The organism is Sorangium sp. So ce145, assembly GCF_051525985.1.
Classification (GTDB): domain Bacteria; phylum Myxococcota_A; class Polyangia; order Polyangiales; family Polyangiaceae; genus Sorangium; species Sorangium cellulosum_B.
In genome coordinates, this window is the sequence record NZ_CP150315.1 from 8,219,630 (window position 1) to 8,235,588 (window position 15,959).

The window sequence follows — 15,959 nt, forward strand, 5'->3', positions numbered from 1 at the left end:
TTGGCCCTGGCGTGGCAGGTAGGCTAACGCGGGACGTATGCTCGCGAAGCGCATCATCCCGTGCCTCGACGTCAAGGACGGCCGCGTCGTGAAGGGCGTCCGCTTTGTGGGGCTGCGGGACGCCGGTGATCCGGTCGAGGCCGCCCGCCGTTACGACGCCGAGGGCGCGGACGAGATCACGTTCCTCGACATCACCGCGTCGCACGAGAAGCGCGGCATCATCCTCGACGTCGTGGCGCGCACGGCGGAGGTGCTGTTCACGCCGCTGACGGTGGGAGGCGGCGTCAAGTCCGAGCAGGACATCAAGGCGCTCCTCGACGCGGGGGCGGACAAGGTCGCGATCAACACGGCCGCCGTCAACGATCCCGACCTCGTGCGGCGCGCCGCGGACCGCTGGGGTGCGCAGGCGATCGTCGTGGCGATCGACGCGCGCCGGATCGCGGATCCCTCGCGCGTGGCCTGGACGGTGGTGACCCACGGCGGCCGCCGGGACACGGGGCGCGACGCGGTCGCGTGGGCCGAGGAGATCGCGCGGGCAGGCGCGGGCGAGCTGCTCGTCACGAGCATGGACCGCGACGGCACGCGGGACGGCTACGACCTCCTGCTGACCGCCGCCATCGCGCGGGCCGTGCCGGTCCCGGTGATCGCCTCGGGCGGCGTCGGGACGCTGGATCACCTGCGCGCCGGCCTCGTCGAGGGCGGCGCCGACGCCGCGCTCGCCGCGTCGATCTTCCACGACGCCGAGTACACGATCGGCGAAGCGAAGGCGTACCTCGAGGCGGCGGGGGTGCCGGTCAGGCCGGCGCGCGCGGGCGGGCCGGGCGACGCGGCGGGCCGGGGGCGCTCGTGAGCGCTTGCGTCACGCTGGAGGAGGTCGTCGCGGCGGCGCACGCGCGGAGCGCCTCGCTGGTGCCGGAGACCTCGGGTTACCTCGCGCTCGCCGTCAGCGACGCGACGTCGCGCCTGCCCCTCAGGCTCGACGATCGCGCGGTGCTGCTCACGACCGAGGGCACCGTCACGGTGCGCACGCGCGGCGAGGCGGTGGCGCCGGCCGAGGCCGCGCGGCTGCTCCGCGACCTGCTCGCCCGGCTCCTCGCCGCGTCCGCCGGCAGCATGCCCAACCTCACGGCGACGGCGCGCCCGCGCCCCGCGCACGAGCAGGACCCGGAAGCCGTCGCGCGGGAGCTCGAGGCCGCGCTGATCCCGGTGAACCGCAACGCCGCCCGGCGGGCGCTGGCGCGGCTCGCCCGTGAGACGCTGCGCGCCAAGGAGGCCGGCCGGCTGAGGCGCCCGCGCCCGGAGGTCCAGGCGAGGCCTGCGGCGCCGGAAGCGGACGAGGTGCCGCCGCCGCACGCGGAGCAAGCGCGGCGCGATGCGACCGCCGCCGCCGCGCGCAGCGACGCCCCCGCTGCCGCGCGCAGCGACGCCCCCGCTGCCCCGCTGCCGAATCCCATCGTGGAGCTCACGCTCAGCCCCGGCCCGGTCGCACCTGCGGTCGTGGAGCTCACGCTCAGCCCCGGGCTCGTCGCGTGTGCAATCGCAGGGGTGGCGCGCCCTGCGCCTGCGAGCGCGGGCGATGCTGCCGGGGCGGTAGCTGTCGCGCCGTGTCCCGAGGACCCGCCGGCGCCTGCGCACGCCGGCGAGCAGGTCGAGGCGCTGCCGGAGCCGACCCCGACCATCGTGCAGACGGTGGTTGAGCTCCATGAGGCCGCAGCGCCGGCCGAGATCCCGGTCATCCCGGAGCTCATCGAGCCTGCCCGGACGATCGCGCCGGTGGCGCCGCTCGCGCGCGCGGCGGCGGAGATGGCCGCTGAAGAAGCGCCGCCCGTGCCCGCGCCATCGCTCGCCGTCGGCGGCCCCTCTGCCTGCAGCGAAGCGCTCACGAGCCCCGAGGGGATCGAGGTGCTCCTCGTCGACTTCTCCCCGGATTCCGCCGCCGTCGCGCTGTCTTCCCGGGAACCGACGCCGACCGATTCGATCCTCGTCGAGCTCTCCCCGGATCCCGCCGAGGTCGCGCCGCTCTCGCAGGAGCCGACGCCGACCGTGGCCATGGCCGTCTGGGAGGAGCGGGAGGCCGCCGACGGGGCCGTGCTCTCGCACGTGGCGGACGCGCCTTCCAGCGTGAGCGAGGTCCCGGAGGCCATCGAGACGTCGCGCGCGCCCGCCATCCAGTTCATGGCGGCGGACGCGGCGCTCCAGGCCACACCGGCCTATGGCGCCTGGCCGCTCGTTCGTCGGGCAGACCTCGTCGTGCCCGCGGTTCCTCGAGCGGCCGTCGCCCCGTTCGACGAGACGCCAGCAGCGCGTCACACGCTGCCCTGGCCCCTTCCGGCGCAGCGCGACGACGACGCTCCGGCTGCGCCGCACCCGACTCCGGCTGCGCCGATCGAGGCCTTGCTGGCGGCGGAGGCCGACGGTCCGGAAACCGCGCACGCCGGCGCGCCGCCCTCGGACGCAGCGGCTCCCGAGCAGCCGCGCGCCGATCTGGCGCCCGAGCAGCCCCCCGCTGTTCTGGCTCCGGAGGAGCCGCCCGCGGACGCTGCTCCCGAGCAGCCCCCCGCTGTTCTGGCTCCGGAGGAGCCGCCCGCGGACGCTGCTCCCGAGCAGCCCCCCGCTGTTCTGGCTCCGGAGGAGCCGCCCGCGGACGCTGCTCCCGAGCCGTCCCCCGCTGTTCTGGCTCCCGAGGAACTGCCCGCAGACGCAGCAGCTCCCGAGCAGCCGCGCGCCGACCTCGCGCCCGAGCAGCCCCCCGTTGACCTCGCGCCCGCGGATGCAGCGTCAGCGCAGCCTCCCGCCGACGCAGAGCCGCAAGAGACGCCGTGCCCGGCGGAGCTCGGTCCCATCGATGCGATCGTGTGGAACGCCTCGCGGCGATCCCGGAGCGCGCGACCTCCCGCGGATGGCGTCGGCGCGGGCGCGTCCCGGGTCGACGAGCTCGTCGCGCGCTTCGTCGCGCAGTCCGAGCACAGCGCGCAGCGCCGCGCGGCGCGCAGCATGAAGGCGCTCGCTGGCCTCGACCTCACCCTCACGCCGCCGCCGGTCGCTGCTGTCTCCGGCACCTCCGCGCGCGCCATCCCCGGCGCGCGCCCGCCGCTCGCCGGGGCGCTGAGCCCCGTTGCATCCGAGCTCCCCACGCCCGGATCCGCTCCGGTCGCGCTGATGCACGACGGCAGCAGGCCGCCTGTGCCGCTGGTGGCCCCGCGCCGGCGAGGTCTGTCCTTGTGGCTTGCGCTCCTGGCGCTCGCCCTGCTCTGCGCCGGGCTCGCTGGAACGCTGCGGCCGGAGGTCTTCGCCTCGCTGACGGAGCCGCTCGCACGGGGAGCGCTCCAGATCGTCCCGCGCGCCGAGGCGAGGGCGCCCTCCCCTCACGATTGACGTTGCCCCGGGGGAGCGACGACACTCGTCGCCATGCAAGAGCAGAGCATGGCGATCGTGAAGTCGCTCGTGAGCGTGGCGTGGGCGGACGGCGAGTTCCACGAGGCCGAGCGCGAGATGGTGGAGGGGCTGATCGCGGCGTTCGAGGCGAACGAGGACCAGGCGAAGGAGATCCGCGCCTACGCCTCCCAGCGAAGGACCCTGGACGACGTGCCGCTCGGCGAGCTCGGCGGCGACGACCGCCGCGCGCTGCTGCAGCACGCCGTGCTGCTCACGTTCGTCGACGGCGAGCAGCACGACGCGGAGAAGCAGTACATCGCCGCGCTGAGCAAGAAGCTCGAGCTCCCCGAGCCGGAGTCCGCGGAGATCATCCAGGCGGCCGAGGCCCGCGCCCGACGCCTCCTGACCTTGCTCTGACGCAGCCTGCGCGGCGCCCGAACGCCGCTGCCCGGCCGCCGCCGGGACTCCCGCTGCGACCTCGGCCGGCCGCCCTCGCCGGCCGGCCGTGATCCTCCGTGCTCCGCGAGGAAACCGACCCTCCAGGCGAAGTCGCTCCGCCGCTGCGCGCCGCGCGGTCATGGCTCACCGAGCAGGCCTGCCCGCGCGCGAGGTGCCCCGGACAGCGTCGCGCAGCGCAATGCGGGCATCGTCAAAGGCGCGTCACACGCCGCGCTTCCCCCACCCACCGCACCATCTCCACACCTCCAGGCGGCATTTCCAGCAAGGAAAGGCCCTGGCGGGATAGCGACAGCAGAATCTCTTGACAACGTGGACGGCATGCAAGACGATATCCAACAAAGATAACGACTTTCATTTTCATGTTCATGAAGGGATCGCCGACCATGCCTGTGAAGAGAACCTGGTTGTCCGCGCAGCGGACCGTGCTCGCGACGTTCGGACTTTCCTGGTGCGTGCTGCTCGGCGGAGTGGCCGCGTGCGGAGACGACTCCGGCGACTCAGCGAACTCCGGGGGCGGCGGCGCTGGCGGAGCTCCCTCGACGAGCAGCAGCGGCGGCGGCGGCGCTGGCGAGGGCGGCGGCACCGGCGGCAGCGACACCGGCGGCGGCGGCGCCGGTGAGGGCGGCGCTGGCGAGGGCGGCGGCACCGGCGGCAGCGACACCGGCGGCGGCGGCGCCGGCGAGGGTGGCGGCACCGGCGGCAGCGACACCGGCGGCGGCGGCGCTGGCGAGGGTGGCGGCACCGGAGGCGGCGACACCGGCGAGGAGCCTTGGTCGACCGGATTCGCAGGGGTCGTGGCGCTCGACGAAGCCACGGACGACCGCTTCTGGGCCGTCGCGTTCGACGCCGAGTCCAGAGCTTACGCTGCCGGGCACGTGGCCGTGGCGGGCGACACGTACATGGCGGTGGCGCGCTTCAAGACCGATGGCTCGTTCGACACGACCTTCGGCACGAACGGGGTCGCGAGGGTCAACGTGGTCGCAGGCAAGACCACGGAGACCGCGCGCGGCATCGTCCTGCAGTCGGACGGGAAGATCGTGCTCGCCGGCCAGGTCGAGCACGACCCGAGCGCCACGTCGTCGGACGCGGATCTCGCGGTCGTGCGGTTCAACACCGACGGCACGCTGGATACGACCTTCGGCACGGAGGGCATCGCCATCCACGATCTCGGCGCCGGCGAGGGCAACACGGGCGATCTGCTCTGGGGCGTCGACCGCGACGCCAGCGATCGGCTGGTCCTCTTCGCCAGCAGGAAGGCGGCGGCTCGCGCCGATCGGGATCGCGCGATCGTGCGGCTCACCGCGAACGGCGCCCTGGACACCACGTTCGCGACGGAGGGCGTCCACACGCTCGACGTCGACGGGCTGAACCTGGGTGACAACCCGCGCAACGGGTTCGTGCAGGCCGACGGCAAGATCTTCTCTTCCGGCTACACGAGCGTGGGCGGCAGGAACCAGATCGTGCTGCTGCGGCTGAACCAGGACGGCACCCCGGATACGACCTTCTCTTCGGACGGCGTCGTGAGGCTCGCGCCGTTCCCGCTCGGCATGGCCGAGGCCTACGGCGCGGCTCGCCAGTCGGACGGCAAGTACGTGACCACCGGATACGGGCGGGCCGAGGAGAGCGGGGCCGTGGATCTCGTGTCCTTCCGCGTCACGGCCACGGGCGGATTCGACCCCTCCTGGGGCGTGGGCGGCGGCGTCCTCCTCGACGTGGCAGGCGACAACGACCGCGGGCGCAACCTCCTCGCCCTGCCCGACGATCGCGTCGTGATGGTCGGGAGCGTCACCCCCGCGACGGGCAACGTCGACGGGATGATCGCCCTGTTCGACAAGAACGGCGCCCTGGACACGCGCTTCGATCCCAACGGATACCGGCGCTACAGCTTCGATCGCTCCGACGACTCGCTCTACGGCGTCGCGCTGTCGCCGAACGGCGCGTGGCTCGCGGCCGCCGGGTACCGGTCCGACGGCGACGGGCCCGAGGACGACGACGCGACGCTGGTCCTGCTGCCGGTCCCGGCGCAGAGGGACTGACGCTCACACGACCGACGCGCGCCGGGAGGCGCCCCTGCCGCGCCGGGATGGCAGGCGGGGGCGCGCTCCCTCCGTGTTGACGGGCAGGGAACGACGGACGATTCTCGCGCGAAACGAGCTCGGGGCCGCCGCGACACCGGCGGGCCCCGGGCGAGCGCGCGCATCTCGGAGAGGCTGCATGAACAGCGTGAGGCCGACAATGAACCGCGCCCGGAGCGAGAGGGCGGGCCGCCGCCTCTCGACAGCGCTCCTGCTGTCGCTCGTCGGCGTCGCCGCGGCCGCCGGGTGCCGCAAGCCGCCCCCGGACGAGGTGGTCTATACGGGCCAGGGCGCGGGGCCCGGCGTCGTGCAGCCGCCGGGCAGCGGCGGGTCCGCGCCCGTGCCATCGACCGGGAGCGGCGCCACGAGCACCACGGCGGCCTCCTCCGCGATCGCCACGACCGCTGGCGCGGGGGGCGCGGGGGGCGGCGATCCGGCCCCCGGCGACGTGTGCCCTCCGGTCCCCGTGGCGGAAGGCCCCTTCAGCAAGGCCAAGCTGATCACCGCGGCGGCGGACTGCGCGCTGAACCGCGCCTGCGAGTTCGAGGCGCAGGCGCGCGCGCTGCACGAGAGCGCCGCGGCCCTCGCCCGCGGCCCGGGCGAGCCGAGCGCCGCCGCCGCGCGCGGCGCCTGGCTCGCCGCCGTGGCGGTCTGGCAGGAGGTGGAGCTCTTCCGCTTCGGCCCCGCGGCGAGCTCCACGCAGCCCGGAGGACAGGACCTCCGGGATCAGATCTACTCCTGGCCCCTCGTGAGCCGGTGCAAGATCGAGGAGCAGATCGTGAGCCGCGCCTACGCGCAGCCGAGCTTCTCCTCGTCGCTCATCAACGGGCGCGGCCTCGCGGCGCTCGAGTACCTCGCCTTCTACGGCGGCGGCGACAACGCCTGCTCGCAGTACTCGCCCATCAACGCGAGCCGCACCTGGGCGGCGCTCGGCGCGGGCGAGCTCGCGCAGCGCAAGGCCGATTACGCCGCCGCGGCGGCCGCGGACGTGCTCGCCCAGGCGGGCGCGCTCGCGCGCGCGTGGGCGCCCGAGGCGGGGAGCTTCCGGCAGAAGCTCATCCAGGCCGGCCAGGGGAGCCCCGTCTTCGCGACCGAGCAGGACGCGCTCAACGCGGTGAGCGACGCGATGTTCTATGTCGAGAAGGAGCTGAAGGACTGGAAGCTCGGGCGCCCGCTCGGCTTCACCGAGGACTGCGTCACGCCCACCTGCCCGGAGGCGCTCGAGTCCCGCTTCGCCCTGGCCTCGGCGGCGCACATCCGGGCCAACCTGCGCGGCTTCCGGCGCCTGTTCCAGGGCTGCGGCGAGGGCGGCCAGGGCGTCGGGTTCGACGACTGGCTGCGCGCGGTCGACTCCGCCGATCTCGCCGATCGCATGCTGCAGGCGCTGTCGGAAGCCCAGTCGGCCGTGGACGCGCTCGACCTGCCGCTGGAGCAGGCGCTCTCGACCGACCGGGCGAAGGTCGAGTCGGTCTACACCGCCGTGAAGGCCCTGACGGACCTGCTCAAGACGGAGTTCGTCAGCGCGCTGAACCTCGAGCTGCCCCAGTCGTCGGAAGGTGACAACGACTAAGCCCCCTGGCCGCGCGGGCCCCCTCGGGCTCGCGACGGCGTGGTCGCGCGCGGCCGCGGCGCTGCATCGAGCGCTGCTTCGCCCGGTCGACATCGCCTGGCTCGCGGCGTTCCGCGCCCTGTTCGGGCTCACGATGTGCGTGAGCATGGCGCGCTTCATCGCGTATGGGTGGATCGACGAGTTCTTCGTCAAGCCGGGCTTTCACTTCAAGTACTGGGGCCTCGCGTGGGTCGAGCCGCTCTCGCCGGCCGGGATGCACGCCCTGTTCTGGGCGCTCGCGGCGCTCGCCCTGGCGCTCGCCCTCGGCTTCATGTTCCGCGTCGCGGCGCCCCTGTTCGTCGTCGGCTTCACCTACCTGCAGGTCATCGACGTCACGACGTACCTCAACCACTACTACCTGGCGAGCCTGCTGGGCCTGTTGCTCGCGGCGTCGCCGGCGCACCGCGCCTGGTCCATCGACGCGCTGCTCTCGCGGCGCAGCGAGCGCTCCGTCTCCGCTGCGTGGCTCTACCTGCTGCGCTTCCAGGTCGGCGTCGTGTACACGTTCGCGGGGCTCGCCAAGGCCCACGCCGACTGGCTCCTGCACGCGCAGCCGCTCCGCATCTGGCTCGGCTCGCGCACGGACATGCCGGTCCTCGGCCCGCTCTTCACGCACCCGTGGGCCGCGCCGCTCATGAGCTGGGCGGGCTTCCTGTTCGACACCAGCATCGTCTGGCTCCTCCTCTGCCGGAGGCTCCGCCCCTTCGCGTACGCCGCGGTGATCCTGTTCCACGTCGTCACGCGCGCGCTGTTCCCGATCGGGATGTTCCCGGTGATCATGGTCCTCTCCGCGCTCGTGTTCTTCCCCCCGGAGTGGCCCCGGCGGCTCCTCTCCCGGCTCCAAGCGCGCGCGCTCCCCGCCCGCGACGACGCCGGCGCGCCGCGAGCGATCACAGACGAACCCGCCCTCCCCCCGGCGGCGCCGCCCTCGCGATCGCTGCGCGCCTTCGGGCTCACGCTGGGCGCCGCGTACTGCGCGGTTCAGCTCGCGATGCCGCTCCGTTTCCTGGCGTACGGCGGCAACGTGCGCTGGCACGAGCAGGGGATGCGCTTCTCCTGGCGCGTGATGGTGCGCGAGAAGAACGGGAGCGTCACCTTCATCGTCCGCAGCAGGCAGACCGGCCGGACATGGCATGTGAGCCCGCGGGAGTACCTGACGCGCCTGCAGGAGCGCGAGATGGCGGGCCAGCCCGATCTCATCCTGCAGCTCTCCCATCACATCCGTGAGGACTTCGAGCGCCGCGGCCGCGGGCCGGTGGAGGTGCGCGCCGACGCCCTCGTCTCGCTCAACGGCCGCCGCATCGCGCGCCTCATCGATCCCGGCGTCGATCTCGCCGCGGTCAGCGACGGCCTCGGCCCGGCGCCCTACATCCTTCCAGCTCCAGAGGGTCCTCCCCCCCACATCCGCCCCCTCTGATCGACACGCGCGTCCACGTCGGCCGCCCCGCTCCACAGCGCTCTCCGCCCACCTCTGCACCACGCAGAGCGGCGGTCACCCGCACAGGAGACGGGCCCAGATCCGCGTTTTCGGCGCGCAAGCGGACTCCAGTGCGCTGAGCACCGAAAACGTCGAGGTGGGCCCGTCTCCTGTGCGGGTGACCGCCGCTCTAGAACGACGCCTTGGCGCCGAGCTGGATCCAGCGCGGCGCGTTCGGCCGGGCGCCGAAGGGCCGGCGCGACACGATGTACTGGGAGCCGAGGATGTTCCGCGCGTTCGCGTAGAGCACGAGCGGCCCGACGACACGCACCCTGGCGCTCGCGTCGAAGAGGAGCTGCTCGTCGGTGGCGAGCGCGCGGGACATCGGCTCGCTGCCGGCCTTCTCCCGCATGGCGGACATGTAGGTCGCGCCCACGGCGACGCCGGCGCGCTCGTGCTCGACGCCGACCGAGAGGCTCGCCTGGTGCCGCGGGACATAGGGCATCTCGTCTCCCTTCACGACGCGGCCGAAGATGGGGTCGTCCGAGGCGAAGCTCGAGAGGAACTCGGTCCGCGTGAGCGTGTAGGCCGCGGTGATCGGCAGCTTGAGCTGGCCGAGCGGGACCTCGTGCTCCGCATACGCCTCGACGCCGTAGATCCGGGCCTCGCCCGCGTCGTACTGGCGATCGAGATCCGCGTCGAGGCAGCCGCTGGAGAGCGTGCAGACATCCGTGATGTTCGAGTAATCGTTGAAGTAGCCGATGATCTCCGCGCGCAGCGGCCCGTCGGCGAAGCGAGCGCCGCCCTCGTAGTTCACGCTGAGCTCGGGCTCGACGTGCTCGTCGCTCCCCGGGGCCGGGGGGCTGAATCCTCGGTAGGCGCCGGCCAGGAGGCCGAGCGCCTCGGTGATCGCAAGGTAGGCGCCGGCGCCGGGCAGGAGCGCCTGCGCGAGCCGCGTTTGCTCGCTCCCGGCCGCGCGATCCACGAGGGCGGAGCGCATGAGCTCGACCCGGACGCCGGGCGTCACCGTGAGCGCTCTCCAGGTGATCGCGTCGCTCGCGTGGAGCGCGACCGCCTCGGTCCATGCCTCGTTGAACTGGGTCACGACGGTCGGTCCGCCGTCCGGCACGAGCGCGCCGCCGAGCACGAGAAACCCGTTCTCGCTGTGGCGGCGCTCGACCCGATCGTGGTGCAGGCGCAGGCCGTACTCGACGCGGTGCGAGACGGGCCCCGTGGCGACGTTCCAGCGGACGCGGGTCTCCACGCCTTGCGACACGAACTCGCGCTCGTTGGGGCCGATGAGCAGCGCCTCGCCCGGCGTCGAGCTGTCGAGCTGCCCGGTCAGCACCGCGTAGTACACCGCGTTCTGCGGCGTGTCCGGGGCGGCGAGCACGTCGAACAGGTTGGCCCCGCGGAAGCCGTTCACCTTGCGCCACACGCGCGAGAAGTCGTTCCGGTACACGGTCGTCGTCACCGACAGGTCGCGCGACGGCTCGATCACGTGGGTCACGGCGACCGCGGTGCGGTGGTTGCGCATGCGGTCGAGCGCGCTCACCCCGTAACGGCGGAGCGGGTTCTCCTCGAAATCCGCGTCCGTGATGCCGAGGTACGTCTCGTTGGAGAGCTCTTCCGAGTAGGTGAGCTTGAGGCGGAGCTCGTTCTTGATGCGGGCGGCCGGGTCGACGAGGTAGCTGCCCTTGACCATCACCTCGTTGCGGTAAAACCCTGTGTCCGCGCCGCTCGGGAGCTCCTTGAAGCCGTCGCTCCGCAGGTGCACGCCCTCGACGAGGAAGTCCATCTGACCGTCGCTCGTCCCGAGATAGGCGTGCGCCTTGCCGTAGCCGTACTGGCCCAGCGCGAGATCGAGCGCGCCCGACGCGAGCGACGGGGCGGAGCGGGTGACGAGATCCACGGTGCCACCCACGGTCTGCGGGCCATAGGCGATGGCCCCTGGCCCCTTGATCACGCGCACGTTCGACATGCGGGTGATGAGCGGGAAGTAATAAGCGGCTGGCGCGGAGTACGGCGCAGGAGAGATGGGGACGCCGTCCTCCATGAGCGTCACCTTCTTGCTGCGATCGGGGTTGACGCCGCGAACGCCGATGTTCGGCCGCAGGCCCAGCCCGTCTTCGCCCCTCACGTACACCCCGGGAACGCTGACCAGCACGGCGTGGGGATCGTCGTGCTCGAAGCGCTCGAGCTGGCGGCTCTTGATCACATGAGCCGAGCCCGCGGTCCGCGTCACGCGCGTGCCCGCGACCGTCACCTCCACCGGCGCATCGCCCGCAGGCGCCGCCGGCGCCGGTGCAGCGCCTTCCTGGCTCGCTGCCGGCGCGCCGCCGGAGGGTGCCGCCGGCGCGCCGCCGGGAGCAGCCGCCGGCGCTGGCGCAGCAGCATCCTGGTCCCCCGCCGGCGCATCGCCGGGAGGCGCCGCCGGCGCATCGCCGGGAGGCGTTGCCGGCGCATCGCCCGGAGGTGCCGCCGGCGCCGGTGCAGGCGCGTCCCGGCCCGCCGCCGGCGCTCCCGTGCCCGGAGGCGCTCCCGGCATCGCTGGATCCCCCGGGGCCTCCGCGCTCGGTTCGGGAGACTGCGCATGAGCGACCCCGGCCACGGTGATCAGAAGCACGGGAACAGCGAGCCCAAGACGGGCCCGGAGGGGACGGGTCTGCGTTGACATGTAATATATATTACTAATCCACCGAATCACACCGCATCGCGAGCTCGGTGGGCTCGCGGCGTGTCGAACGCGCGGTCATCAGGGGCCTACTACAAATGAAAGTCAACATCGAGTAGCCCTTGAACAGCGCGGGCCGACGTGCGCTCACGCCAGACGGCAGCGCAGGCGACAAGGAGCGCGCACCGCCGTCCGCACAGCCACAGAAGGTCTCCGCCGGTCCGAGGGCGGCCGCCCCCGCGGGCCGAAGCTTCCACGCGATGTTGCCGCGCCGTCGCAACCACGTCGCCCCTTCAGCGCATCTTCCCGCCGCTCGGACCGCCACGGAGCGTTCGTCGTCGAGGAGTGCTCATGAACTACGACATCGGCATGATCTGCCCAGCCTGCGGCTGCGTCACCATCTTCCAGGCCGGCACCACCACCCCGCGGCGATGCGCGCGCTGCCACGACATGGACGCGGAACCTCCGCTCCCGCCGCCGTCGTACGAGCGGCCGACATTCCCCGGCGGGCGCGGCCGGAGGCCCGAGGCCGCGCAGCTCGACTGGATGGAATGATCAGACCGGCGCGCCGAGCTGCCGGAGGAGCTCCCGCACCACCCCGCAAGCGCAGTGCTCCCGGTAGGCGCGCGTCGAGCGCACGTCGTCGATGGGCGAGATGTCCTGCGCGACCGCCGCGTCGATCTCCGCCGCGGTGAGCTCGGCGAGCGGACGGGACACGCAGAGCGCACGCACGCTCGGCAGGAGCGCCGTCGTCGGCGCGACCGACGCCATCCCGAGCCCGAGCCGCGCGGCGCGCCCGGATCGCACCTCGGCCACGCCCGCGAGCGCGACCTTCGAGATCGCCTGCGCCCGTCGCGCGCCGATCTTCCGCCAGTACCAGGGCGACCCGGGCGCCGGCAGCGCGATCTCCACGGCGACGATCACCTCGTCCGGCGCGCGCGACGTGCGCTTGTAGCCTGTCTGCAGGGCGCTCATCGGGATGCGCCGCTCCCCGCGGACGCTCTGCACCACGACGGTCGCGTCGTACGCGGCGAGCGCGGCGACGCCGTCGGCGGCCGGCGACGCCGTGGCCAGGTTGCCGCCGAGCGTGCCGCGCGCCTGGATCTGCACCGCGCCCACGTCGCGGGCCATCCGCGCGAGGAGCGGCGCCCGCGCGGCGATCGCGTCGCTCCGGAGCATCTCCAGGTACGTCGTCGCGGCGCCGACCCGGAGCGCGTCGCCGGAGAGCGAGATGCCTCGCAGCTCCGGGAGCCGGGACACGTCGACGACGAGCGGCGCCGCCGGGCTCCCTGCCGCGACCTCGAGCGGAGGCCTGAGCTCCTGCTCGACGACCCAGTCGGTGCCGCCGGCCAGGAGCGTGACCGGCGCGCCGAGCGCGGCACGCTCCGCCACGATCTCGCACAGCGGGCCGAGCCCGGCGACGCGCCGCATCTCGAACAGGCGCAGATCGGCGAGGCTCACGGCGCCGCCCCTCCCCCGCCGCGGCGCAGCGCGGCGGCTGCGCGGACGCTCTCGACGATCCGCTGGTACCCGGTGCAGCGGCACAGGTTGCCAGCGAGCGCCTCGCGCACCTCGAGCTCCGACGGATCCGGGCTCCGCGCGAGCAGCGCCTCCGCCGAGAGGAGCATGCCCGGCGTGCAGATCCCGCACTGCGCGCCCCCCTCCTCGACGAAGCAGCGCTGCAGCGGCGACAGGTGTCCGGCGCAGGCGAGGCCCTCGACCGTCGTCACGTGCCGCCCCTCGCACTGCCCGATCGCGACGAGGCAAGCGTTCACGGGGTCGCCGTCGAGCAGCACCGTGCACGCGCCGCACTCGCCCTCCGCGCACCCCTCCTTCGTGCCCGTGAGCCCGAGCGGCCCCCTGAGCGCGTCGAGCAGCCGCGAGAGCGGCGGCAGATCGACCTCGCGCGGCGAGCCGTTGACGACGAGCGATACCTTCATAGACGCTCCCCTCTCCCCGCCAACGGGCGTGACGCCGCGGCGCCGCGCGCCGCCTCGAGCAGGCGCTCCGGCGTGAGCGGCAGCGCGCGCGCGGCGATCCCCGTCGCGTGCTCGACCGCCGCGGCCACGGCGGGCGCGCCGCCATCCATCGGCATCTCGCCGATGCCCTTGGCCCCGCCGCCCGGACCGAACGGGAACGGCTCCTCGACCAGCACGACATGGAACGGCGGCGCGTCGAGCGACGTCGGGATGATGTAGTTGGTCATCCGCGGGTTCTTGATCTTGCCGCCCTGCCAGACGATCTCCTCGGAGAGCGCCCAGCCGATCGCCTGGAGGCTGCCGCCCTCGATCTGCCCCTTGCACATCACCGGGTGGATCGCCTTGCCCACGTCGGTGGCCGACCAGAAGTCGACGACCGTCACCTCGAAGGTGTCGAGGTCCACCTCGACCTCGGCCACGTCGCACGCCCAGCCGAAGCACGGGTACGCGTCTCCCTTGTACGCCTCGTCGTCCCAGCGCACGTAGTCCGGCGGCTCGTACTGCTTGAGCGACGTCACCTGGCCCTCGCGCGCCAGCAGCCGGTCGGCCGCCTCCTCGAAGCTCAGCGCCGGCGGCCCCGCCGCGGCGCCCTCCCCGTCGGCGCGGGGCTCCTGCGCCGACGCCTGCTCCGCGCGCACGCGGCTCGCCAGCTCCCGCGCCGCGGCCTCGACGATCGAGCCGACCACCATCACCGTACGCGACGCCACCGTGGGGCCCGAGTCGGGCACCGTCGTCGTGCATGGCACCGCGAACTCGACCCGATCGAGCGGCAGCCCCGCCGCGTCCGCGGCGATCTGCCGGAACACCGTCTCCGTCCCCTGGCCGATGTCCGTCGACGCCGTGCGGATGCGGAGCCGCCCGCCGGGCGCGAGATCCAGCGCGACCTTTCCCTTGTAGTAGCGCTCCCCCGACCCGGTGAAGCCCGCGCCGTGCATGAACACCGAGAGCCCGATCCCGCGCGCCACGCGCCCGCGGACGACCGGCCCGGCCGCGCGCTTCTGCCGGTAACCGCTCGCCGCGATCGCCCGCGTGATGCACTCCTCGCCCGCGACGCTCACGCGGAGCACCTGCCCCGTCGCGGTCGAGTCGCCGGGGCGAAGCACGTTCTTCGCCTTCAGATCGAGCGGATCGCAGCCGAGCTCCCGCGCGACGCGGTCGAGGTGCCGCTCGATCGCCCAGATCGTCTGCGGCGCGCCGAAGCCGCGGAAGGCGCCGTTCGGGGGCGTGTTCGTGGCCACGGCGGTCGCCTCGATCCACACGTCGTCCCAGCGGTAGGCGCCCGCGGCGTGGAGGGCGCCGCGCGACAGGACCACCTGCGTCAGCGTCGCGTACGCGCCGCCGTCCATGAGGATCCGGATCTTCAGCGCGCGCAGCGCGCCGTCGCGATCGCAGCCGCTCGTGATCTCGCAGGACGCCGGGTGGCGCTTCGTCGTCGCCTCGATGTCCTCCGTCCGGTCGTAGATCATGCGCACCGGGCGGCCGCTCTTCCTCGCGAGCAGCGCCGCGTGGAGCGCGATGATCGACGGGTACTCCTCCTTGCCCCCGAAGCCGCCCCCCGTCACCGACTGGGTGATGTGGATCCGATCGGGAGGCAGCCCGAACGCCCTCAGGAACGCCTTGTGGACGTAGAACGGGCACTGGATCGAGCCCGTCGCGTGCGCGCCGGCCTCGTCCCACCAGGCGATGACCCCCTGCGGCTCGATGTAGAGCTGCTCCTGGTGGTGCGAGGCGTACGACCCCGTGACGACCACCTCGCAGCGCGCGAGCGCCGCGTCGATCGCGGCCTCGCTCGCCTCGCCGCGCTCCCGCGCGGCGTCGGCGCGCCCGTTCGTGATGAGGTACCGCTTGATGACGTTGTCGGCGCCCCAGATGATCTCCCCGCCATCGAGCGCGGCGCGCGCGTCGAGCACCGGCGGCAGCGGATCGATGTCGAGCGCGACGGCCTGGACCGCCCGCGCGAGCTTCAGCCGGTCCGCGCAGCCGAGCAGGACGATCGGCTCGTAGGCGTGGTTCACCTTTCCGGTCGCGAGGATCGGCTGATCGTCCAGGATCAGCGCGACCACGTTGACCGGGACATCCTCGGCGAGCACGACGGTGACGTCGCTCCAGTCGAACGCGGGGTCGAGCCGCACTCCCCGCAAAATCCCGCGGGGCACGGGGCTCCGCACGGTGCGGCCGAAGATCTCCCCCGGCATCGCCGGGATGTCGTCGACGTAGCGCGACGCCCCCGTGACCTTGGGAGGGCCGTCCGTGCGGGGCACGCTGCTCCCCACGGTGCTCGCTGACGCTGGAGGGCTCGTCGCCATTCGTATGCTCCTCCTCACCGACGATAGCCCGGTCCCCCGGGACGCGTCGACCCGCGCGCGCCGCG

The 15,959-nt window shown here is 73.6% G+C and carries 11 protein-coding genes; 7 read left to right on the top strand and 4 right to left on the bottom strand.

Going from position 1 to position 15,959, the window contains the following annotated elements:
• Positions 1-37 precede the first annotated feature (37 nt).
• The 6 genes from hisF (at position 38) to WMF34_RS30300 (ending at position 8,935) form a co-directional block, all read left to right on the top strand.
• Positions 38-850 carry an imidazole glycerol phosphate synthase subunit HisF gene (hisF, locus tag WMF34_RS30275; RefSeq protein ID WP_437851199.1) on the top strand — a complete coding sequence of 271 codons (813 nt, stop codon included), beginning with the start codon at positions 38-40 and terminating at the stop codon, positions 848-850.
• Complete coding sequence (locus tag WMF34_RS30280) at positions 847-3,375, top strand: hypothetical protein (protein WP_437989981.1); 2,529 nt, start codon at positions 847-849, stop codon at positions 3,373-3,375. Before hisF ends, WMF34_RS30280 begins: the two co-directional genes overlap by 4 nt.
• A gap of 33 nt (positions 3,376-3,408) precedes the next feature.
• On the top strand, positions 3,409-3,792 hold the full coding sequence (locus tag WMF34_RS30285) for a TerB family tellurite resistance protein (protein ID WP_437765578.1): 384 nt from the start codon (positions 3,409-3,411) through the stop codon (positions 3,790-3,792).
• 425 nt (positions 3,793-4,217) lie between these two features.
• Positions 4,218-5,870 (top strand): delta-60 repeat domain-containing protein, encoded by a 1,653-nt coding sequence (locus WMF34_RS30290; RefSeq protein WP_437989982.1) that lies wholly within the window; start codon positions 4,218-4,220, stop codon positions 5,868-5,870.
• Between the two features lie 178 nt (positions 5,871-6,048).
• Positions 6,049-7,479, top strand: coding sequence for an imelysin family protein (locus tag WMF34_RS30295; protein ID WP_437989983.1), 1,431 nt, complete (start codon positions 6,049-6,051; stop codon positions 7,477-7,479).
• A complete protein-coding gene (locus tag WMF34_RS30300) occupies positions 7,466-8,935 on the top strand; it encodes an HTTM domain-containing protein (protein WP_437989984.1) in 1,470 nt (489 codons plus the stop codon). The genes WMF34_RS30295 and WMF34_RS30300 overlap by 14 nt, the downstream gene beginning before the upstream one ends.
• 190 nt (positions 8,936-9,125) lie before the next feature.
• Here the strand turns inward: WMF34_RS30300 and WMF34_RS30305 are convergent, their stop codons facing one another.
• Positions 9,126-11,483 carry a TonB-dependent receptor family protein gene (locus WMF34_RS30305; protein ID WP_437989985.1) on the bottom strand — a complete coding sequence of 786 codons (2,358 nt, stop codon included), beginning with the start codon at positions 11,481-11,483 and terminating at the stop codon, positions 9,126-9,128.
• Positions 11,484-11,960: 477 nt separating this feature from the next.
• Between WMF34_RS30305 and WMF34_RS30310 the strand changes: the two genes are divergently transcribed.
• Complete coding sequence (locus WMF34_RS30310; protein WP_044966153.1) at positions 11,961-12,164, top strand: hypothetical protein; 204 nt, start codon at positions 11,961-11,963, stop codon at positions 12,162-12,164.
• Here the strand turns inward: WMF34_RS30310 and WMF34_RS30315 are convergent, their stop codons facing one another.
• Genes WMF34_RS30315 through WMF34_RS30325 form a run of 3 tightly spaced genes read right to left on the bottom strand, consistent with a single transcriptional unit; the run spans position 12,165 to position 15,894 of the window.
• Positions 12,165-13,070 carry an FAD binding domain-containing protein gene (locus WMF34_RS30315; RefSeq protein WP_437989986.1) on the bottom strand — a complete coding sequence of 302 codons (906 nt, stop codon included), beginning with the start codon at positions 13,068-13,070 and terminating at the stop codon, positions 12,165-12,167.
• Positions 13,067-13,549: a (2Fe-2S)-binding protein gene (locus tag WMF34_RS30320; RefSeq protein ID WP_012238522.1), complete on the bottom strand. Its 483-nt coding sequence runs from the start codon at positions 13,547-13,549 to the stop codon at positions 13,067-13,069. The genes WMF34_RS30315 and WMF34_RS30320 overlap by 4 nt, the downstream gene beginning before the upstream one ends.
• Positions 13,546-15,894, bottom strand: a complete 2,349-nt coding sequence (locus WMF34_RS30325; protein ID WP_437989987.1) for a xanthine dehydrogenase family protein molybdopterin-binding subunit — start codon at positions 15,892-15,894, stop codon at positions 13,546-13,548. The genes WMF34_RS30320 and WMF34_RS30325 overlap by 4 nt, the downstream gene beginning before the upstream one ends.
• Between the last annotated feature and the right edge of the window lie 65 nt (positions 15,895-15,959).

Excerpts from the sequence above, each read along its gene's own strand:
- hisF (WP_437851199.1), top strand. The coding sequence starts at position 38 with ATGCTCGCGAAGCGCATCATCCCGTGCCTCGACGTCAAGGACGGCCGC.
- WMF34_RS30285 (WP_437765578.1), top strand. The coding sequence starts at position 3,409 with ATGCAAGAGCAGAGCATGGCGATCGTGAAGTCGCTCGTGAGCGTGGCG.
- WMF34_RS30290 (WP_437989982.1), top strand. The coding sequence starts at position 4,218 with ATGCCTGTGAAGAGAACCTGGTTGTCCGCGCAGCGGACCGTGCTCGCG.
- WMF34_RS30295 (WP_437989983.1), top strand. The coding sequence starts at position 6,049 with ATGAACAGCGTGAGGCCGACAATGAACCGCGCCCGGAGCGAGAGGGCG.
- WMF34_RS30305 (WP_437989985.1), bottom strand. The coding sequence starts at position 11,483 with ATGCCGGGAGCGCCTCCGGGCACGGGAGCGCCGGCGGCGGGCCGGGAC.
- WMF34_RS30310 (WP_044966153.1), top strand. The coding sequence starts at position 11,961 with ATGAACTACGACATCGGCATGATCTGCCCAGCCTGCGGCTGCGTCACC.
- WMF34_RS30320 (WP_012238522.1), bottom strand. The coding sequence starts at position 13,549 with ATGAAGGTATCGCTCGTCGTCAACGGCTCGCCGCGCGAGGTCGATCTG.
- WMF34_RS30325 (WP_437989987.1), bottom strand. The coding sequence starts at position 15,894 with ATGGCGACGAGCCCTCCAGCGTCAGCGAGCACCGTGGGGAGCAGCGTG.